This is a genomic window from Caulobacter sp. SLTY (assembly GCF_009905535.1).
Taxonomy (GTDB): domain Bacteria; phylum Pseudomonadota; class Alphaproteobacteria; order Caulobacterales; family Caulobacteraceae; genus Caulobacter.
Map to the genome: position 1 here is coordinate 234249 of NZ_JAAALA010000001.1, position 19427 is coordinate 253675.

Annotated in this window: 26 protein-coding genes; 15 read left to right on the top strand and 11 right to left on the bottom strand. The window is 68.8% G+C overall.

Annotated features, from left to right (window positions below):
• Positions 1–73 precede the first annotated feature (73 nt).
• The 8 genes from GVN21_RS01095 to GVN21_RS01130 are packed head-to-tail and all read left to right on the top strand — an operon-like array spanning position 74 to position 5319.
• A complete protein-coding gene (locus GVN21_RS01095) occupies positions 74–1207 on the top strand; it encodes a Re/Si-specific NAD(P)(+) transhydrogenase subunit alpha (RefSeq protein ID WP_166572846.1) in 1134 nt (377 codons plus the stop codon).
• An 18-nt stretch (positions 1208–1225) separates the two neighbouring features.
• A complete protein-coding gene (locus tag GVN21_RS01100; RefSeq protein ID WP_166572847.1) occupies positions 1226–1546 on the top strand; it encodes a proton-translocating transhydrogenase family protein in 321 nt (106 codons plus the stop codon).
• Positions 1543–1878 (top strand): hypothetical protein, encoded by a 336-nt coding sequence (locus tag GVN21_RS01105; RefSeq protein WP_166572848.1) that lies wholly within the window; start codon positions 1543–1545, stop codon positions 1876–1878. Before GVN21_RS01100 ends, GVN21_RS01105 begins: the two co-directional genes overlap by 4 nt.
• Positions 1875–2183 (top strand): hypothetical protein, encoded by a 309-nt coding sequence (locus GVN21_RS01110; protein WP_166572849.1) that lies wholly within the window; start codon positions 1875–1877, stop codon positions 2181–2183. The genes GVN21_RS01105 and GVN21_RS01110 overlap by 4 nt, the downstream gene beginning before the upstream one ends.
• A complete protein-coding gene (locus tag GVN21_RS01115; RefSeq protein WP_166572850.1) occupies positions 2180–2566 on the top strand; it encodes a hypothetical protein in 387 nt (128 codons plus the stop codon). The genes GVN21_RS01110 and GVN21_RS01115 overlap by 4 nt, the downstream gene beginning before the upstream one ends.
• Positions 2563–3060, top strand: coding sequence for a hypothetical protein (locus tag GVN21_RS01120; RefSeq protein WP_166572851.1), 498 nt, complete (start codon positions 2563–2565; stop codon positions 3058–3060). The genes GVN21_RS01115 and GVN21_RS01120 overlap by 4 nt, the downstream gene beginning before the upstream one ends.
• Positions 3057–4472, top strand: coding sequence for an NAD(P)(+) transhydrogenase (Re/Si-specific) subunit beta (locus GVN21_RS01125; RefSeq protein WP_166572852.1), 1416 nt, complete (start codon positions 3057–3059; stop codon positions 4470–4472). Before GVN21_RS01120 ends, GVN21_RS01125 begins: the two co-directional genes overlap by 4 nt.
• Before the next feature lie 4 nt (positions 4473–4476).
• Complete coding sequence (locus GVN21_RS01130) at positions 4477–5319, top strand: alpha/beta hydrolase (protein WP_205689862.1); 843 nt, start codon at positions 4477–4479, stop codon at positions 5317–5319.
• On the opposite strand, the gene ptsN is transcribed toward GVN21_RS01130, so the two are convergent.
• The 5 genes from ptsN to GVN21_RS01155 form a co-directional block, all read right to left on the bottom strand.
• Positions 5316–5786, bottom strand: coding sequence for a PTS IIA-like nitrogen regulatory protein PtsN (ptsN, locus tag GVN21_RS01135; protein WP_166572853.1), 471 nt, complete (start codon positions 5784–5786; stop codon positions 5316–5318). The two genes, GVN21_RS01130 and ptsN, sit on opposite strands and share 4 nt — an antisense overlap.
• Positions 5787–5852: 66 nt before the next feature.
• Positions 5853–6494, bottom strand: a complete 642-nt coding sequence (raiA, locus tag GVN21_RS01140) for a ribosome-associated translation inhibitor RaiA (protein ID WP_166572854.1) — start codon at positions 6492–6494, stop codon at positions 5853–5855.
• A gap of 67 nt (positions 6495–6561) precedes the next feature.
• Complete coding sequence (locus GVN21_RS01145) at positions 6562–7188, bottom strand: exopolysaccharide biosynthesis protein (protein ID WP_166572855.1); 627 nt, start codon at positions 7186–7188, stop codon at positions 6562–6564.
• A 57-nt stretch (positions 7189–7245) separates the two neighbouring features.
• The gene (gene rpoN / locus GVN21_RS01150; RefSeq protein ID WP_166572856.1) at positions 7246–8730 is read right to left on the bottom strand and encodes an RNA polymerase factor sigma-54; all 1485 of its coding nucleotides are present in this window, start codon (positions 8728–8730) and stop codon (positions 7246–7248) included.
• A gap of 99 nt (positions 8731–8829) precedes the next feature.
• Positions 8830–9480, bottom strand: a complete 651-nt coding sequence (locus tag GVN21_RS01155; protein WP_166572857.1) for an SCO family protein — start codon at positions 9478–9480, stop codon at positions 8830–8832.
• Between GVN21_RS01155 and GVN21_RS01160 the strand changes: the two genes are divergently transcribed.
• From GVN21_RS01160 to GVN21_RS01185, 6 genes are all read left to right on the top strand, one after another.
• Positions 9479–10903, top strand: a complete 1425-nt coding sequence (locus tag GVN21_RS01160) for an ActS/PrrB/RegB family redox-sensitive histidine kinase (protein ID WP_240902691.1) — start codon at positions 9479–9481, stop codon at positions 10901–10903. The genes GVN21_RS01155 and GVN21_RS01160 overlap by 2 nt on opposite strands.
• A 73-nt stretch (positions 10904–10976) precedes the next feature.
• Positions 10977–11534, top strand: coding sequence for an ActR/PrrA/RegA family redox response regulator transcription factor (locus GVN21_RS01165; protein ID WP_166572858.1), 558 nt, complete (start codon positions 10977–10979; stop codon positions 11532–11534).
• A 55-nt stretch (positions 11535–11589) separates the two neighbouring features.
• The gene (gene ccmC / locus GVN21_RS01170; protein ID WP_166572859.1) at positions 11590–12312 is read left to right on the top strand and encodes a heme ABC transporter permease CcmC; all 723 of its coding nucleotides are present in this window, start codon (positions 11590–11592) and stop codon (positions 12310–12312) included.
• The gene (gene ccmD, locus GVN21_RS01175) at positions 12313–12471 is read left to right on the top strand and encodes a heme exporter protein CcmD (RefSeq protein ID WP_166572860.1); all 159 of its coding nucleotides are present in this window, start codon (positions 12313–12315) and stop codon (positions 12469–12471) included.
• A gap of 65 nt (positions 12472–12536) precedes the next feature.
• The gene (locus tag GVN21_RS01180; RefSeq protein ID WP_166572880.1) at positions 12537–12989 is read left to right on the top strand and encodes a DsbE family thiol:disulfide interchange protein; all 453 of its coding nucleotides are present in this window, start codon (positions 12537–12539) and stop codon (positions 12987–12989) included.
• 35 nt (positions 12990–13024) lie between these two features.
• Positions 13025–13267, top strand: coding sequence for a hypothetical protein (locus GVN21_RS01185; protein ID WP_166572861.1), 243 nt, complete (start codon positions 13025–13027; stop codon positions 13265–13267).
• Positions 13268–13324: 57 nt separating this feature from the next.
• Here GVN21_RS01185 and GVN21_RS01190 read toward each other — a convergent pair whose 3' ends face one another.
• From GVN21_RS01190 to GVN21_RS01210, 5 genes are all read right to left on the bottom strand, one after another.
• Positions 13325–13597, bottom strand: a complete 273-nt coding sequence (locus GVN21_RS01190) for an HPr family phosphocarrier protein (protein WP_166572862.1) — start codon at positions 13595–13597, stop codon at positions 13325–13327.
• A complete protein-coding gene (locus tag GVN21_RS01195; protein WP_166572863.1) occupies positions 13594–13998 on the bottom strand; it encodes a PTS sugar transporter subunit IIA in 405 nt (134 codons plus the stop codon). The genes GVN21_RS01190 and GVN21_RS01195 overlap by 4 nt, the downstream gene beginning before the upstream one ends.
• Before the next feature lie 86 nt (positions 13999–14084).
• On the bottom strand, positions 14085–14534 hold the full coding sequence (locus tag GVN21_RS01200; RefSeq protein WP_346764196.1) for an HPr kinase/phosphorylase: 450 nt from the start codon (positions 14532–14534) through the stop codon (positions 14085–14087).
• Positions 14531–16135 carry an ATP-binding protein gene (locus GVN21_RS01205; RefSeq protein ID WP_166572864.1) on the bottom strand — a complete coding sequence of 535 codons (1605 nt, stop codon included), beginning with the start codon at positions 16133–16135 and terminating at the stop codon, positions 14531–14533. Before GVN21_RS01205 ends, GVN21_RS01200 begins: the two co-directional genes overlap by 4 nt.
• Positions 16104–16814 carry a response regulator transcription factor gene (locus GVN21_RS01210; RefSeq protein WP_166572865.1) on the bottom strand — a complete coding sequence of 237 codons (711 nt, stop codon included), beginning with the start codon at positions 16812–16814 and terminating at the stop codon, positions 16104–16106. The genes GVN21_RS01205 and GVN21_RS01210 overlap by 32 nt, the downstream gene beginning before the upstream one ends.
• Before the next feature lie 206 nt (positions 16815–17020).
• Here GVN21_RS01210 and GVN21_RS01215 point away from each other — a divergent pair, with 206 nt between their 5' ends.
• Positions 17021–18733 carry a hypothetical protein gene (locus GVN21_RS01215; protein WP_166572866.1) on the top strand — a complete coding sequence of 571 codons (1713 nt, stop codon included), beginning with the start codon at positions 17021–17023 and terminating at the stop codon, positions 18731–18733.
• A gap of 308 nt (positions 18734–19041) precedes the next feature.
• Here the strand turns inward: GVN21_RS01215 and GVN21_RS01220 are convergent.
• A partial coding sequence (locus GVN21_RS01220; RefSeq protein ID WP_166572867.1) for an OmpA family protein occupies positions 19042–19427 on the bottom strand: 386 nt, incomplete at its 5' end.

Consider the following 19427-nt stretch of genomic DNA (forward strand, 5'->3'; position numbering starts at 1 on the left):
CAAGGGGCAAGAATATCCCCTAAACAGGCCTCGTCAGGCGCGTCAGTCGCCAGGGGACGGGGAGACAGCCGGCATGGCCGTGATCGCGGTGACCAGGGAACGTCGCGCGGGTGAGACGCGGGTCGCCGCCACGCCGGAGACGGTGAAGAAACTGATCGCGGCCGGCTGGAGCGTCACCATCGAGGCGGGCGCGGGGATGGCCTCGGCCTATCCGGACGCCGACTACGAGGCGGCCGGCGCCAAGGTGGAAAAGACCCTCAAGGCCACGCTGAAGGACGCCGACCTGGTGTTCAAGGTGCGCGGTCCGGAGGCCGAGGAGATCGCCGCCCTGAAGCCCGGCGCCTTGGTTGCCGCCACGCTCAACCCCTACCAGGACAAGGACACCTTGAACGGTCTGGCCACGGCCGGCGCCAGCGCCTTCGCCATGGAGTTCGTGCCTCGCATCACCCGCGCCCAGGTGATGGACGTGCTGTCCTCCCAGGCCAACCTGGCCGGCTATCGCGCGGTGATCGAGGGGGCCGAGGCCTTCGGCAAGGCCCTGCCCATGATGATGACCGCCGCCGGCACCGTGGCTGCTGCAAAAGTGTTCATCATGGGGGTCGGCGTCGCGGGGCTGCAGGCCATCGCCACCGCCCGGCGCCTGGGCGCGGTGGTCACCGCCACCGACGTTAGGCCCGCCACCAAGGAACAGGTCGAGAGCCTGGGCGCCAAGTTCCTCGCCGTCGAGGACGAGGAATTCAAGAACGCCCAGACCGCCGGCGGCTACGCCAAGGAGATGAGCGCCGAGTACCAGGCCAAGCAGGCCGAGCTGCTGACCGGCCACATCGCCAAGCAGGACATCGTGATCACCACGGCCCTGATCCCCGGTCGCCCGGCGCCGAAGCTGGTCAGCGCCGCCCAGGTGGCGTCGATGAAGCCCGGCAGCGTGCTGGTCGACCTGGCCGTCGAGCAGGGCGGCAATGTCGAGGGCGCAAAGCTGGGCGAGACCGTGATCACCGCCAACGGGGCCAAGATCCTCGGCGCCGCCAACCTGCCCGGCCGCATCGCCACTGACGCCAGCGCCCTCTACGCCCGCAACCTGATGGCCTTCGCCACCCTGCTGCTGGACAAGGAGGGGGCGCTGAACCCCGACTATGAGGACGAGATCCTCAAGGCCGCCCTCGTCACCCAGGGCGGCAAGGTCGTCCACCCCAATCTGGCCGGCTAGGCCTTAGAGGAGCCATCGATGGACGCCGTCGATCCCACCATCTTCCGCCTGGCCATCTTCGTGCTGGCCATCTTCGTTGGCTACTATGTGGTCTGGAGCGTCACCCCGGCCCTGCACACCCCGCTGATGGCCGTGACCAACGCCATCAGCTCGGTGATCATCGTGGGCGCCCTGATTGCCGCCGCCGCCGATCCCTCCACGGCCGCCACCACCGGCGATGGTTGGATTTCCAAGGGCGCGGGCGCGATCGCCGTGGCCCTGGCGGCCGTCAACATCTTCGGCGGCTTCCTGGTCACCCAGCGGATGCTGGCCATGTACAAGAAGAAGGACAAGGCGTGAGTCTCGATCCGGACGACATACTGGACGGCATCCTCCTGGCTCAGATGGTGCTGAGCTTTGGCTTCCTGGCGGCCGGCTTCCTTCTGCTGCCCTGGCGCTCGAAGGCGGTGGGCCTCCACCGCGTGATGCTGTTTGGTTTGGCCCTGGTCGTGCTCAACATCTACAGCATGGTCGACGTGACCTTGACACTCGAAGCCGACCGTCACTGGCCCTACTTCGCCCGCCTTCTCGCCCTCGACCTGATCCTCACAGTCGTTGCGGCCTGCATTGTTCACCTCGGACGCCAGGCGGCAGGTCAGGCGCCGTCCAACGAACAGGCTGCGCGCCCTTGACCAACCAGCTCGCCTCCCAGCTTCTTGGCTATCTCTGCGGGATCGGCGGGCTTGTCGGCGTCGGCGCCTATATCTGGGTGGTGCTCAAGCGCCGCCGCTGGCTGAACAGCGCAGGACTGCTGCTGACGGGCCTCGGGCTGATGCAGCTGTCGCTGATGATCCATCAGAACCTCGGCATGACCGGGCTGATCCAGGCGGGCCTGGCCGTGGCCCTGCTGCTGGCGGCGGTGATCGTCCAGCTGGTCGCGGCCGTGCGCGCCCGCACACCCTGGGACGGGACCGAACGGCGGAGCGGCGCTGAATGACCTGGGCCAAGCTTCCCAAGGGTCTGAGGATCTTGATCGGCCTGATGCTCACCGCCACGGCAGTGGCCGTCGGGATCGCGGCGGGGTCCGGGCCTGGGTCCCGGCTGTTCTTCGAGGGCCAGTTGGGCGCCATGCCGTTCCGGACAGGGCTATTGGCCGCCATGGCAATCGGGATGATCGCGACCTTCACCCTGCCATCTCTACGGGAGAAGCGCGCCCGCTGTCTTATGGCCCTTCAGGGACTGTTGTTCCTCAACCTGGCCCTGACCGAGGTCTATACGCTCACGCCGTTTAAGCTCTTCGCCGGCGCCGGCCTGATCTGCGTGCTCGCTTACCTGGCGCTCGGCCGGTTCGAGCCCAAGCCGCCGGAGACCCGGCCGTGAGCCCCTTCAACCTGTCTCCCCTGGGCCTGGTCGCCAGCCTGTGCGGCCTGGCGATCCTGGCCTTTGCCGGATACTTCGCCACCAAGCGGCTGCGGCGGGAGCTGGGCGGGCCTCGCCACGCACAGGCCGCCTGGGGGATCGTCGCGATCTCCTTAGCCGGTCAGGCCGTCGTCCTGGCCATCGGCTGGAGCGAGCGGAGCCTGATCACGCTTGCGCCGTCCGCGATCATCGGCGGCAGCCTGTTGCGGATCGCGCCGGAGCTGACGCCCCGGTTCATGCCGCTGTTGGCCGTGGCGGCCGGCGCGCTGCCGCCGCTGGCGCTGACGGCCGTTCATGTCGCGCGCGCCTACAGCGGCAGCGACCGGGTCGACATGTTCATCTGCGCGGTCGTTCTCGCGGCGATCCTGCTGCTCGCCGTCACCCGACTGTGGCTGATCCTGCGACCCACAGAGACCAACAACGCCCCCACGACAGGGACGGGAACCTCCTCATGAACGCCAACCTCGCCGCCGTCCTCTACATCGTCTCGGGCGTGCTGTTCATTCTGGCCCTGCGGGGTCTGTCCAGCCCGGTGACCAGCCAGGCGGGCAACCGCAACGGCATGATCGGCATGGGCATCGCGGTGTTCACCGTGCTGGCCACCCTGTGGAGCGAGGGCAAGCTCGACACGGTCACCATCGGCCTGATCCTGGGCGGCGTCGCGGTCGGCGGGACCATCGGTGCGGTGATCGCGCGGCGGGTGGCCATGACCGCCATGCCGCAGCTGGTGGCGGCCTTCCACAGCCTGGTCGGCATGGCCGCCTGCCTGGTCGCGGTGGCCGCCATCTATGCGCCCGCCGCCTACGGCATCGGCGATGCCACGGAAATCCACGCCATCTCGCTGATCGAGCTGTCGGTGGGCCTGGCCATCGGGGCGGTGACCTTCACCGGCTCGGTGATCGCGTTTGCCAAGTTGAACGGCAACATGAGCGGGGCGCCCATCCTGCTGCCGGCGCGCCACCTGCTGAATATCGTGATCGCCCTGGCCATCGTGGCCCTGGTGGTCTTCCTAGTGATGAGCGGCGGCCAGGCCAAATGGGCCTTCTGGGCCATCTTCGGCCTCTCTCTTCTGATCGGCGTCACCCTGATCATTCCGATCGGCGGGGCGGACATGCCGGTCGTGGTGTCGATGCTGAACAGCTATTCGGGCTGGGCGGCGGCGGCCCTGGGCTTCACGCTCGAGAACGTCACCCTGATCATCACCGGCGCCCTGGTCGGCAGCTCCGGCGCCATCCTCAGCTACATCATGTGCAAGGGGATGAACCGCAGCTTCATCTCGGTGATCCTCGGCGGCTTCGGGGCCGATGACAGCGCCGCCGCCGGCGGCGGCCATGTCGAAACCCGCCCGGTCAAACAGGGCAGCGCGGACGACGCCGCCTTCATCATGAAGAACGCCAGCAAGGTGATCATCGTGCCCGGCTACGGCATGGCGGTCAGCCAGGCGCAACATGCCCTGCGGGAAATGGCCGACAAGCTGAAGGAGGAGGGCGTCGACGTGAAGTACGCCATCCACCCGGTGGCCGGCCGCATGCCCGGCCACATGAACGTGCTGCTGGCCGAAGCCAACGTTCCTTACGATGAGGTGTTCGAGCTGGAGGACATCAACAGCGAGTTCTCCACCGCCGACGTGGCCTTCGTCATCGGGGCCAACGACGTGACCAACCCGGCCGCCAAGACCGACCCGACCAGCGCCATCTACGGCATGCCGATCCTGGACGTGGAAAAGGCCCGCACCGTGCTGTTCGTCAAACGCGGGATGAGCTCGGGCTACGCCGGGGTCGAGAACGAGTTGTTCTTCCGCGACAACACCATGATGCTGTTCGGCGACGCCAAGAAGATGGTCGAGGGGATCCTCAAGGGGCTGTAGCGGCATGGCCAGCCGGTCGCCGAATCGGCCGCTGATCAAGGCGGCGATTGTGGTCGCCCTGGTGCTGGCGGCGGTTTGGGCGGCGGGCGTGGGCTACATCTACGCCAACCAGCGGCGCTATCTCTACTATCCCGACCCCAGGCCACAGGTCATCGACCCCGACGGCCCTGCTATTCAGGCCGTGCGGCTTAAGACCGCCGATGGGGAGAGCCTGGTCGGCTGGTGGCTGCCGCCGGAGGACGGCCAGCCGGTCTTTCTGTTCTTCCCCGGCAACGCGCTCGGGCTGTCGGTCTACGACTGGCGCTACCGGCTTTGGTCGGAACGGGGCGCCGGCTTTCTGGCGTTGGGCTACCGCGGATTCAGCGGTTCGACCGGCAAGCCCAGCGAGACCGGCCTGACCCTCGATGCCGAAACGGCCTACAGCTGGGTGGCCGCCCACTATCCGGCCGACCGGATCGTCATCAACGGCTACAGCCTGGGCACGGGCGTGGCGGTCCGGCTGGCCACCAAGCGGCCGGCCCGCGCCCTGGTGCTGGAAGCCCCCTACACCAGCACGGTGGACGTCGCCCGGCCTCACATGCTCTGGGCGCCTGTCGATCTGCTGATGCATGACAAGTTCGACAGCCGGTCGCTGATCGGCGAGGTCCGCATGCCGATCATGATCGTCCACGGGGACCGCGACCAGACCATCCCCTTCGCCCTGGGCCAGGCGCTCTACGAAGCCGCGCCGCAGCCCAAGCGGTTCCTGCGCATGGAGGGGGTGGACCACAACGGCTTGACCACCGACGCGGAGATGAACGCCATCTGGAGCTTCATCGGCGCGGACAAGCCGACCATCAGCCCTTAGGCCGCCGAAGGCTGCGCCTGGCGTTCCAGCAGGGCGAGGATGGCCTCGGCGGAGCGGGCCTGGCGCAACTGGGCGCGCAGGTCGGCCTGGCGCATCAGGCGCGAGACCTTGGCCAGGGCGCGCAGGTGGGCGCTGTCGGCCGACGCATCGGCCGGGGCCAGCAGGGCAAACAGCAGGTCCACCGGCTGGCCGTCGACGGCCTCGAAAGCGATCGGGGTTTCCAGCCGCACGAACACCGCGCGCATCGCATCCAGGCCCTCGATCCGGGCATGGGGCACGGCCACCCCGGCGCCGACACCGGTCGAGCCGGCCGCCTCGCGCTCCAGCAGGCCGTCGAGCACCGTCACCGCATCCAGGCCCAGGGTGCGGGCGGCGACGTCGCCGATCACGGAAAGAACCTGTCGCTTGGACCCGCCGCTCGCCCGGGGAACGATGGCGCGGGGGTCCAGGATGTCGCGGATGGCCATGTAGGGAACGCAAACCTGCAAGGGTGAAACCAGTCGGGCGCTCGGTGAACCGGCGCCCGGGAGGCCCTACCCCCGAACGCCCGAACCGTTCCCTTTGGCCCCGTTGACTCGGGTGCGTTCAGGATCGATCCAGCCGATATTGCCGTCCGCCCGTCGATAGACGACAGACAGCCCGCCGTGCGCGGCGTTCCTAAACACAATTGTTTGCGATTCAGTCAAGTCGAGTTCCATAACCGCCCCCGAAACGGTCAAAACTTTCACCTCAGTGTCATTCTCGGCAATGACCATGGCGCTGGGGGCGCCGTCGGCGGCGCGTTCGTCCTCGGCCCAGGTCTCGTCGTCCTCGCCCTCGTCGGGGGAGCGCAGGGTCGTATAGACCGCGAAATTCCGCTCCTCCTTGGCCGAGGCGGCGGGGCTGTAGTCCTTCAGCCGGCGCTTGTAGCGACGCACCCGCGTCTCGATCTTGTTCAAGGCGTCGGTGAAGGCCGCATGGGCGTCGCCGCCCATGCCGTGGCTCTGCAGCCGTTGCCCGGAGGCGAGATTCACCGAGCAATCGACGCGGAATCCATGACCCGCGCGGCTGACCGTCACGTCGGCTGCGCCGCCGCGATCGAAGTACTTGCCAATGCCTGTGGTGAGGTCGTCGGTGATGCGGTCCCGAAGCGAAGTCCCGACGTCAACTTGCTTACCAGCGACTTGGATCTGCATTCGCCTACAACGCGCTAGGCTCCGGATGGTGTCAAGGAATCGACACAGACCTCGCCCTTTTGTGAGGTCACCCCATCATCCGCTCGAGCATGGCGATCAGCTTTTCCAGGCCTACGATCGCCGCCCGGCCGCCGATGAACAGCAGGCCGATGCTGACCGCGGAAATGGCGTAGGCGATCAGGGCCAGGATGCCGTCCCGCTGCAGCATCGCCAGGCCGAACAGGGCGATGGCCGCCGCCGGGGCCATGTTGCCCAGTGGGATCGGCAGGATCAGCACCAGCGCCAGGAGAAAGCAGACCAGGGCGATCACCCGGTCGCCCACCGAGCCGAACAGGAAGGTCAGCCGAGGCTTGGAGATCTTCTGAACCTTCTCCAGCCAGGGGATCATCTTCTCGAAGGCCTGGGCCACCCGCTCGCGCTTGATCGGCCGCTCGTCGATGAAGTTCGGCAACCAGGGCCCGCGCACGCCGAACAGCATCTGCGGCGACAGCAGCACCAGGGGCAGTCCCAGGAAGGTCGAGGCCCCGGGCGGCATCGGCAGCCAGTTGGGCGCCGCGAACAGGAACAACATCGCCCCGAACGCGCGGTGACCCAGCCGGTGGATGATCTCCCCCAGGGTCACGGTCGGATCGGGATCGTCGGCGATTTCCCGCATCACCTCGGAGAGGGCGAGTTTTCGGTCCTGGGGGTCCATGCAGCCTCCGCGGCGATGAACGCACGACGGCGGCGTTCGGTCCGCAAGACGGTGTTCTTAGGCGTTCGCGCGCAACATCCGCCGCCGTTCGACGGAGGACGGAATCCGCATCGCTTCCCGATACTTGGCGACGGTGCGGCGGGCGATATCGACGCCGGCTTCCTTCAGGATCTCGACGATCGTGTCGTCGGAGTGGACCTCGGCCTCGTTCTTCTCGGCGTCGATCAGCTGGCGGATGCGGTGACGGACGCTCTCGGCCGAATGGGCCTCGCCGCCGTCGGCCGAGGCGATCGCGCTGGTGAAGAAGAACTTCAGCTCGAACAGGCCGCGCGGGGTGGCGATGTACTTGTTCGAGGTCACCCGGCTGACGGTGCTCTCGTGCATGCCGATGGCGTCGGCCACGGTCTTCAGGTTCAGCGGCCGCAGGTGCTGCACCCCGAAGGCCAGGAAGCCGTCCTGCTGGCGGACGATCTCGGACGCCACCTTGAGAATGGTGCGGGCCCGCTGGTCCAGGCTGCGGACCAGCCAGCTGGCGTTGGCCAGGCAGTCGCTGAGGAAGGCCTTGTCGGCGTCGGTGCGGGCGCCGCCGGAGACGCGGGCGTGATAGCGCTGGTCGACGAGCACCCGGGGCAGGGTATCGGTGTTGAGTTCCACGTGCCACAGCCCGCCCGGCCCCTCGCGCACGAACACGTCCGGGGAAACGGGATGCGCCGGCTCGCCGCCAAACGCCGCGCCCGGCCGGGGCGTCAGGGCCTTCAGCTCGGCGATCATGTCGCGCAGGTCTTCATCGTCGACTCCGCAGGCCTTCTTCAGCGCGCTCATGTCGCGCCGGGCCAGCAGATCGAGGTTTTCCAGCAGGCAGGCCATAGCCGGGTCCAACCGGTCGCGTTCCTTGAGCTGCAGCGACAGGCACTCGCGCACGTCGCGGGCCATGACTCCGGTCGGCTCGAACCCGTGCAGGACCGTCAGCACGCTCTCGACGAAGGCCTGGCCGCAGCCCAGCCGCTCGCCGATCTCCGACAGGTCGGCGCGCAGATAGCCGCCGTCATCGACCGCATCGATCAGCACAGTCGCCACGCCGCGCTCGGCCTCGGTCAGGCCGGCGACGTTCAGCTGGTCGTGCAGGTGCTCGGCCAGGGTCTTTTCGCGGGACAGCCGACCCTCGAAATCGTCCTCGCTCTCGAAACTGCCGCCCTTGCCGGCGCGGGACCAGTCGACCTGGCCGCCGGCGTCGCCGACCGCTTCGCCGCCGTCGCGCTCGCCAGGGCTGGAATCATCCTGGCCGCCGTCCATGTCGGCGGTGGCCACGGCGTCGGGCATCTCGTCGGCGGCCGCTTCGCTGCGGTCGACCTTGGGTCCGTCTTCCTCGCGCTCAGGCTCGGCCTGATCGCGCTGGAGCAGCGGATTGCGCTCCAGCTCGGCCTCGACGAAGGCCTCGAGCTCGATGTTGGACAGCTGCAGCAGCTTGATCGCCTGCTGCAGCTGGGGCGTGATGACCAGCCCCTGTCCCTGACGAAGCTCCAGTCTCGGACCGAGCGACAAAGTTCGACCCTCCCCGAGCCGCGCCAAATGAGACGCGCACCATCGGGCCGGGTTGGTTAACAGGGCGCTTAAGACGGCGCCCTTCTTGCAGCGATGTGGTCAGTCGCCTCGCTTGGCCGCCGTCACCTGGGTCACGATCTCGTCCGGCAGATTGTAGGGCAGAGGCCGCACGAACCGCCCGCGGGGGTCCATCAGATAGACCACGGTCGAATGGTCCATGGTGTAGTCGCGGCCCTCGCCGACCTTGTTGGCCACCGCGCGATAAGCCTTCACCGCCCGGTCGACCTCGGCCTGGGTCCCGGTCAGGCCCAGGGTGCCGGCCGGGGCGTCATTGGCTGCGAGCCAGTCCTTGATCGCCGCCGGCCGGTCGCGGTCCGGATCGACCGAGATGAAGACGATCCGCACATCTTCGCCCTTGGTCCCCAGCTGGTCCTTGGCGCGGATCAGGGCCTGGAGGGTGCCCGGGCAGATGTCGGGACAGAAGGTGAAGCCGAAGAAGACCATGCTCCATTGGCCGTTCAGCACGGTCTCGTCGACCGGCCGCCCGCTTTGATCGACCAGGTCGAAGGCGCCGCCGACCGCCGCCGGCTGGGGCTTGGCGCGGAACGCTCCGGTGTTCAAGGCCAGGGCCCCGACCACCAGCAGCCCGACCGCCACCAGAGCCCAGAGGATCAGCCGTGCACGGGCGATCTTCGAATCGCGGCCGCCCGGACTGGCGTTGCGGTCCTTTTGGGTGGATTGTGCCGCCATGACGATGCTGTCGCCTCCATCTTCGGCGAACGGAGCCGCCCAGCGCGGTCTCGATAGGCCGGGCGAGGACGAGGCGCAACCGGGGGCCGGGCCGGCGCCGCCCTGGTGGGGCCTGCGCGACTCCCGACGGGCCCGCCTTCGCATCCGCACCCTGGTGTTCGTCCGCTGGCTGGCGGTGTTCGGTCAGCTGGCGACGGTGATCTTCGTGGCCGGGGTGCTGCGCTTTCCCCTGCCGCTGGCCGCCTGCCTGACCCTGATCGCCCTGGCGGCCTGGATGAACGTGCTGGTCTGGCTGGCCTCCTCGACCGGACAGCGCCAAGCGGCGGACTGGGAGGCCACGGCCCAACTGGCCTTCGACATTCTTCAGCTTTCCGGGATGCTCTATCTGACCGGCGGATCGATCAATCCCTTCTCCCTTCTGATCATCGCACCGGTGGTTCTAGCCGCCGCCACGCTGCCGCTGCGCCACGTGCTGGGCATCGCCATCCTGGCCATCGTCTGCATCGTGGGTCTGTCCATGACCTCCCTGCCCCTGCCTGGCCCATCGGCGGTCGCGCCCGACATTCCCCTGGTGAACCGGGTCGGCAATGTGATCAGCCGCATCCTCGGCATCGCCTTCTGCGCCGGCTATGCCTGGCAGGCGGCGAGCGAGGCGGCCAGGATGGAGTTGGCGCTGGACACCACCAACGCCGTGCTGGCCCGCGAACAACGCCTGAGCGCGCTGGGCGCCCTGGCGGCGGCGGCCGCCCATGAGCTGGGCACGCCGCTGGCCACCATTTCCATCGTCGCCAAGGAGATGGCCCGCGGCGCCGGCGAGGGCACGACCCTCAAGGAAGACGCCGACCTGCTGGTCAGCCAGGCGGAGCGATGTCGCGACATCCTGCGTCGCCTGACCTCCGATCCCGACGCCACCGACGACGTCCACGGCCACATGAGCCTGGGCCAGCTGGTGGAGGAGGCCATCGCCCCCCATACCAAGGATACCGAGGTGCGGGTCGAGGCGGTGATCAGCGGCCCGCGCGGCGAGGATCCGCCGGAGGTGCGCCGCCTGCCCGAGGTGCTGCATGCCCTGACCAGCTATGTGGAGAACGCCGTCGATTTCGCCCGCTCGGAGGTGCTGATCACCGCCCGATTCGACGATCGCGCCATCACCCTGGAGGTCAAGGACGACGGCCCGGGGTTCTCCCCCGACATCTATGCCAAGCTGGGCGAGCCCTATGTGACCAGTCGTCCGGGTGCGGAGGGATCGCGCAGCGGCCACATCGGCATGGGGCTGGGCTTCTTTATTTCCAAGACGCTGATGGAGCGGACCGGCGGGGTCGTGACCTTCCGAAACGGCAAGGCCGGGGGGGCGGTCGTGACCGTCCGGTGGCCGCGCGAGGCGCTCGCGGCGGTCACCGACGGGAACGGAACGTTGAGTTGAACGCTGCTCGCCGAGGGCAGCCTGAATCGAGTATTACTGTACGAATCGTAGTGGTGGGAGAGGCTCTGCAACCATGACGGACGTTTCCGAGACCATCGCCGCTCTGGAAGACCGCAGCCTGCTGGTTCTCGACGACGATGCGCCGTTGCGCACGCGGCTCGGCAGGGCGCTGGAGCAGCGGGGCTTTGACGTGACCCTGGCCGGCAGTGTCGCCGAGGGCATCGCGGCGGTCCGCGCCAATCCGCCCGCCTTCGCGGTGGTCGATCTGAAGCTGGACGACGGGTCCGGCCTGAAGGCGGTGGAGACCATTCGCGATGTGCGGCCGGAGGCCCGGGTCGTCATGCTGACCGGATACGGCAACATCGCCACGGCCGTGGCGGCGGTGAAGGCCGGCGCGATCGACTACCTGGCCAAGCCCGCCGACGCGGATGACGTCGTCCGCGCCCTGATGGCCCAGAGCGGCGAGGCGCCCAGCCCGCCTGAAAAGCCGATGAGCGCCGACCGCGTACGCTGGGAACACATCCAGCGGGTCTACGAACTGTGCAACCACAACGTCTCGGAAACCGCCCGGCGGCTGTCGATGCACCGGCGGACACTGCAGCGGATCCTGGCCAAGCGGGCGCCGAAGTAGCCTCGGCCCCCTGGCCGCGCTTGCCGCCATCCCCGGCGCCCGCTAGACGCCTTGCATGGTCTCATTCCTGACCAATCCCAGGTCGTTCATGACCTTTTCGCGGATCGCCGCCCCAGTGCTGGGCGTGGCGACGGCCGTCGCCATGGCCGTGGGCCTGTGGCTGGGCTTCACCGCGCCCGAGGACGTGCTGCACGGAGACACCGTGCGGATCATGTTCATCCATGTGCCGGCCGCCTGGACGGCGATGTTCGCCTACCTCTGCCTGGCGATCGCCAGCCTGCTGAACCTGGTCTTCCGCCAGGCCCTGGCCGACCTGGCCGCCCGCGCCCTGGCCCCCCTGGGCGCCGGCTTCACCGCCCTGGCCCTGATCACCGGCTCGCTCTGGGGCCGGCCCACCTGGGGGACCTGGTGGGAGTGGGATGGGCGGATGACCTCGGTGCTGGTGCTGCTCCTGCTCTATCTGGGCTACATCGCCCTGCGCGCCTCGATCGACGACGAGGCGCGGGCCGGGCGCGCGGGCGCGATCCTGGCGATGGTCGGGATCGTCAACCTGCCGATCATCCACTGGTCGGTCTATTGGTGGAACAGCCTGCACCAGGGCAGCTCGACCTTCGAGGCCGACAAGGGCGATGCCCTGCCGGCCGCCTATGGCATCCCACTGGCGCTGATGGGGCTGGCCTATCTGGGCCTGTTCGGCGCCCTTTGGCTGGTGAGGATCCGCACCGAGGTCAGGCGGCGGAGGCTGCGCGCGGCGGCCCTGCGGGCGGCGGAGGACTAGATGCTCGACCTCGATTTCGGCGCCTACGCCCCCTTCGTGATCGGCGCCTATGCGGCGACGGCCGTGGTGCTGGGCTGGATGGTGGTCGATACCATCCTGGCCGCCCACCGCTGTCGACTGGAGGCCCGCGACAAGGGGCTGGAGGACGACTGGGCGTGAAGCGCCCCTCGCTCATTCAGTTGGCGGCCCTGCTGCCGCTGATCGCCCTGCTGGTGCTGGGCGCGATGTTCGCCGGCCGCTCTTTGTGGCGCGACAGCCAGGTGCAGACCGACGCCATGGTCGGCAAGCCCGTGCCCGCCCTCAGCCTGCCGACCCTGGACGGCGGACCGCCGGCGTCCCTGCGGGGCGATGGCCCCTACCTGGTCAACTTCTTCGCCAGCTGGTGTCCGCCCTGTGTCGTCGAGCATCCGACCCTGATGGCGCTGGAGGCGGCCGGGGTGACCATCGTCGGGGTGGCCTACAAGGACGATCCGGCCAAGTCCCGGGCCTTCCTCGACCAGCGGGGCGATCCGTTCGCCCGGGTGCTGGTCGATCGCGACGCCCGGGCCGGGATGGAGTTCGGAGTCACCGGACCGCCCGAGACCTACCTGGTCTCTTCCGACGGCGTCATCCTGGCCAAGCATGTCGGCGCCCTGGACGAAGCCAGCGCCCGGGCGATGCTGGCCAAGGCGCGTTAAGACCCGGTTAACCATAACCGCCGAAGGCTGGCGGCATGGCCGACATACGCCCGACCAGCTTTCCGCCGCCCACGGCCGCCCCCTCTTCGCCCGCCCGCACCGCGGCCCAGCGGGCCTTCTTCGATTCGGCGATGGGCCGGGCCGGCGCCGCGGCGCCGGCGGCGGAACCGGTAAAGGCAGCCGCGCCGGTTGCGCAGCGGGTGGTGCTGGAGAGCATCCCCGAGGAACCGCCGAAGAAGATCCTTCGGCCGGGGTCGCTGCTGGATATCCGGGTCTAGGTTTTTGCTGGTCGCGCGTTTGATCCGATTACCGGGTCCCACTAATCGGAACGCGCTCTAGCGTTCTTCGTCGAACTTGCGGGCGATCAGCTCGCACAGGGCGGCCAGGGCTTCGTCCGCCTCCGCCCCTTCGGCGGTGATCTCCACCCGCGAGCCGATGCCGGCGGCCAGCATCATCAGGCCCATGATGGAGCGGGCGTCGACCTCCTGGCCGTCGCGAGCGACCTTGATCTCCGCATCGAAGCTGGCGGCCAGCTTGACGAACTTGGCCGAGGCGCGGGCGTGCAGGCCGCGCTCATTGACGATTTCGACGGTGCGCCTGGAGCTCACTTATCCGCCGCGAGCATGTAGGAGGCGACCGCGATGTATTTCCGCCCGGCGTCCTGGGCGTGATGCACGCAGGCCTCCAGGGTTTCGCGGGTGCGCAGGGAGGCCAGCTTGATCAGCATCGGCAGGTTGAGGCCGGCGATCACCTCGGCGCGGGTCTGTTCCATCACGCTGATGGCCAGGTTGGAAGGCGTGCCGCCAAACATGTCGGTCAGCAGGATCACGCCCTGGCCGGTATCGACATCGCGACAGGCGGCCAGGATGTCCTTGCGGCGCTTTTCCATATCGTCATCGGGGCCGATGCAGATGGGCGCAACCCGCTCCTGCGGGCCGACCACATGCTCCATGGCGAGGATGAACTCCGCCGCCAGTCGCCCGTGGGTGACGATCACCAGACCGATCATGCCCGCTTTCTCACCGACATCCCCATCCCGCCCCAAACCCTCTGGTCGTACCCTCAGGTCGTGTGCGGGAGGCCTTGATAGCCCTCTCAGCCCCGGTGTCCAACCCTATCGAGAAGGCTGAGCAGTTTCGTCGCGGCGGCGGGTTCGAATGGCCACAGGGGACGGACCGGCAGGCGGACCCCCAGCCGCTCGGCGAAGGCCTCGCGCGGCATCCGCTCGACCGCGGCGGCGCGGGGCTGGCAGTCGATGATCAGGGCGATGGGGCAAGAGGCCAGGGCGGGGCGGCGGACGATGCCGACGCCCCGCACCTCCATCAGGCCGGCGAGCGGATCGGGCGCCCGGCCCCAGAGCCGGCCCTGGTCGGTCCAGGCCAGGACCCGGTCGTCGGCGACAAGGGTGGCCCCGGCCTCCAGGCAGCGCAGGGCCAGGTCGCTCTTGCCGATACCGGAAGGGCCCTCGATCAGGGCGCCCAGCCACCGGCCCTTCACCCGTCTGGCGACGAGGCCGGCGTGGAGGATCAGGCCTTCATGGCTCACGGACGCGCACTGGGCAGGCTGACCGCGAACCGGGCGCCCGCCACCTGGCCGTTCTCGCCGGCGCGGTTGGCGGCGAACACCGTGCCGCCGTGGGCCAGGACGATCTGGCGGGCGATGGACAGGCCGAGCCCGGAGTTGCCGCCGAATGCCGCCCCCTTGGGCCGGGAAGTGTAGAACCGCTCGAAGACGGTCTCCAGATTGTCGGCCGGAACACCGGGGCCGTCATCCTCGACCGCCCCGAGCACACGGCCCTGGTCGTGCCCGAGGATCACCCGCACCTCGCCGTCAGGCGGGCTGAAGGAGCGGGCGTTGTCGATCAGGTTGCGGAACACCTGGCTGAGCGGGCCCTCCTGGCCGAGGACCAGGATCGGCTCCTCCGGAGCGACCAGGACGACCCGCGCCTCGCCGGGCTTGCGGGCGGCGTCGTAGATGGCCAGGACGTCGGTCAGGAGCCGCGTCAGATCCAGGCGTTTGAACGATTCGCGGGACAGCTCGGCGTCCAGCCGCGAGGCGTTGGAGATGTCGCCGATCAACCGGTCCAGGCGGCCGACATCCTGCTTAAGAATGCCCAGCAGGCGTGCGCGGCCGGGCCCCTCGGGGACCAGCTCCAGGGTTTCGACCGCCGACCGAATTGAGGTCAGGGGATTGCGGATCTCGTGCGCGACGTCGGCCGCGAAGCGTTCGATGGCGTCCATCCGCTCCGACAGGGTGTCGGTCATCTCCTCCAGCGAGCGGGACAGATCGCCGATCTCGTCCTGGCGGCGGGCCAGGTCCGGCAGGGAGATGGCGCGGGCTCTGGACAGCCGCACCCGGTCGGCGGCCTCGGCCAGCCGCAGCATCGGCCGCGCCACCAGGGCGTAGAGCAGCACCGAACTGAGCAGGGTGACGATCACCGCGATGATCACGAAGGGGATCAGGGCGCGGCGCTCGGCGGCGATGATCTCGTCCACATCGTCCGCCTCCATGGTCAGGACGCCCAGGACCGCCTTCACCCGCTGGACCGGGAGGGAGACGCTGACCACGGTCTCGCCGTTCTCGGCGATGCGGGTGCCTCGGTAGGGCTCGCCGGTGACGGCCTGGCGCCATTCATCGGCCAGGGCCTGGCGGGCCTTGGCGATCTTTGCCGGGTCGGCGTCGGCGTCCCGCATGCTCAGGCGGGGGCCGGACTGGCCGCGCTTCACCGCCGGGGGCAGGACGCGCCACTCGACCCGGTCGTCGACCACGTAGGAATCCGCCAGCAGGCGGCCCTGGGTGTCGTAGAGGCGCACCCGCTGGGACTTGCCGACGTTGAGCAGTTGCAGGATGCGAGCGGCGCGGTCGGCCTGGAGGTAGGGGACAGGCTCGCCCATGGTGGCGGCCTCGGCCAGGATCTGCCCGATCAGCTCACCCTGCAGGGTCAGACTGTCGATCCGGGCGTCGACAAGGCCGCGGCGGATCTCGTTGAGCACCAGGGCGCCGGAGACCAGCACCACCAGCCCGATCAGATTCAGCCCGACGATCAGCCGGCCGAGCCGCGAGCCCCGCGACCAGAACCGCCACCGGCTGATCCGGGGCCTGTCCAGGCCGGGTTCAGGACTCGCGGTAGCGGTAGCCGACGCCATACAGGGTCTCGATCGCGTCGAACTCGTTGTCCACCTGGCGGAACTTCTTGCGCATCCGCTTGATGTGGCTGTCGATGGTGCGGTCATCGACATAGACCTGATCGTCGTAGGCGGCGTCCATCAGGTTGTCGCGACTCTTCACGAAGCCGGGCCGCTGGGCCAGCGACTGCAGCAGCAGGAATTCGGTGACGGTCAGCCGGACCTGCTTGCCGTCCCACAGGCTCTCGTGGCGTTCCGGATCGAGGGTCAGCTTGCCCCGCCGCATCATCTTGGCGCTGGCGGCGGCCTGGGCCTCGGCGCTGATACCGGACTCCTCCGGCGCGGCCCGGCGCAGCACGGCCTTGACCCGCTCCAGCAGCAACCGCTGGCTGAACGGCTTGTGCATATAGTCGTCGGCGCCGAGGTTGAAGCCGAGGATCTCGTCGATCTCGTCGTCCTTGCTGGTCAGCATGATGACCGGCAGCTCGCTGGTCTGGCGCAGGCGCCGCAGCAGCTCCATGCCATCCATGCGCGGCATCTTCACATCGAGGATGGCCAGGTCCGGCGGGTCGTTCTGCAGCGCCTCCAGGCCGGAGGCGCCGTCGTAGTAGGCCTTCACCGAATGGCCATGGCTTTCCAGCGCCAGGGAGACCGAGGCGACGATGTTTTCGTCGTCATCCACGAGGGTGATGTTGGCCATGATGTCCTTTTGTCCGCGGGCGCGTCGATTTGTAGAGGAAACTAACGCCCGTTACGCCCAAAGCAACGCATGGAGGGGCTTGGTGGCCTCAATGGGACCGGCAATGAGGCGAGAAATCGGCGGTTTAATGCAGGGCGACATCTTCGTCAGGCTAAACGTGGCCTTAAGGCGACTGATCTAGGGTAGCCTTCTCTAGGTGAGCGCCCATGGACCGCAATCAGATCCATTACGAGCTATTCGTGCGCCGGCAGCCGGCATCGGGCTGGGTGCTCGATCTCGCCGGCGAGGATCGCGCTCGAATCGTCGAGCAGGCCGAGGAGCTGCTGGCCGCCGGGGTCGTGGCGGCGGTGCGGGTGACCAAGGAGTCGCTCGATCCGGAAACCCGCGAATTTCGCTCGGTCACCATCCTGAACAAGGGGGCCCCCGAACGGAGCAGGCAGAAGAAGGTCATCGAGCAGCGCGAGCCGCTCTGTGTTTCGCCCCAGGACCTCTACACCCTGCACGCGCGGGAGCGGATCGGACGGTTGCTGGACAACTGGCTGGCTCGCAATCGGGCCACGCCGTTCGAGCTGCTGCACCGGGCCGATCTGGTCGAGAAGCTGGACGCCTCGGGCGTGGAATTGCAGCACGCGGTGCAGAAGATCGCCGTTCCAGAGGCGCAGGCGCGCGGCGTGGTCGTGCATGAGATCATCCGGACCTTCCAGTCGCTGATCGAGCGGGCCATCTCGCGGCTGATCAAGGACCAGCGCCGCGGGGCCTTTCCCGACTTCGCCAAGGAAGGCTTGGCCAAGGCGGTTGAGCGGCTGTGGAACGAGCCCGAGCGGGCCTATCTGCTGGGGGCCGGGGTGGCCGGCTACCTGGCCGGCGCCCCGAGCTGGAAGGACAAGATCGACCGGCTGCTCGACCTGGCCGACCAGACGCCTGCGGAGGCCTCTCGGCGGGCGGCCGCCCTGGCGGCGATCGAGCAACCCCTGACCGAGATTCTCGGGGGTCGGGCCGGGCTGTCGGACCTGCTGGGGGCGGAGCTCGACCTGGGCGACACCCTGGCGGCCATCACCCGGTTGGCTGGGGCGCGGGCGGTGGAGGCGCTGATCGGCATCGAGCCGGGCGTGGCCAGGATAATGCCGCAGCTGCCCCAGGCGGCGGCGCGGCTGGCCACCTGGCTGGACAGCGGCCATTTCGAAACGGTTCGCGCCGCGCTGGGCGGACGGGTGCTGCGCGAACTGGTCGGTCCCAAGCGGCTGAAGCCCTCCGACGCGGAGGCGGAGATCGCCTGCCTGCGCGGGCTGGCCATGGCCCTGACGGCGGCCGAGGGCCGGATCCTGCAGATCGACGACATCTACGCCGCCTTCTCGACCCGGTCGGCCATGATGGTGACCAGCGACTTCGTCGAGTCCCTGCTCGGCCATGAGCGGTCGGCGCGCGGCGAGGTCGAAGCGCTGGCCCACCTGGCGGAGAATGTCACCGGGGCCGCCAACAAGCGGGCGGCGGCGCGCTGGCTGGCGGCCAACATCTCGGCCCTGAAGTTCGAAAAGGACCTGCGCTACGGCCCCGACACGCCTCCGGCAAAGCTGGCGGCCCTGGCGGGGATGCAGCGGGGCCTGGACCGCCTGGGCCTGCCCGACGAGGACCGCCAGGCCCTGCAGACCAAGCTCGGGGATATCGGCGGGCTGATCGAGGCCGACACCAAGCTGGTCGCGCTGCTGGCGAGGGCCAACGCGCCGGTCGTCCACCGGCTGAACCTGCTGCTGCGACTGGCCATCGGCGAGGCGGCGCCCCTGGGACCGGCGGCCGACCGAGCCAAGGCCGAGGCGCTGAAGCTCACCCGCGCGCCGGAACTGCGCGAGGAGATCACCCGCAGCCCGCAGGCCGCGGAGAAGGTTCGCGACCTTCTGAGGACGGCGGGCCTGGCGGCTTAGAGCGCGTTCCGAGTAGGAACCGGTAATCGGCTCAAACGCGCGACCAGCAAGAGCCCCCCAGGCGCGAAGCGCCGCGGAGGTGAAGTTGGCCGCCGCGGATGCGCGGCGGTCGAGGAGGCCGCGCCGCTGATATCGCGGCCGAACCAGCCAAGTTCAGTTGAGGTATCTGGGCGGAAGCCCCCTCCGTCCGTCGCCTATGGGCGCCGGCAACATCCCCCTCTACGCGCGCAAGCGCGCTGGGGGAGGATCCCATAGCAAAAGGGCCGGTGTTTCCACCGGCCCTTCGCTTACTTGGGTCGTCGATCGGATCAGAAGTTGATCGAGATCGTCGAGCGGCGGTTCAGGGGCTCCTTCACGCCGTCGCCGGTGGCGACCGCCGGAGCGGATTCACCCTTCCAGTCGACGGAGAGCTTGGAGCCGTCCACGCCCAGGCCGACCAGGGCGTCGGCGACGGCCTTGGACCGGCGCTGCGACAGGCCGACGTTGTAGGAGGCCGAGCCCGAGGTGTCGGCGTGACCGACGACCACGATCTGCGTGGCGTTACCGGACTGAGCGTACTGAGCCGCGGCCGAGACCACTTCCTGCGCATCGGCCGTCAGGATCGACTGGTCGAACGGGAAGTAGACGATGAACTCCTTGGCTTCCGGCACGGCCGGCGGCGGGGGAGGCGGCGGTTCCGGCGGCCGTGCCGGAA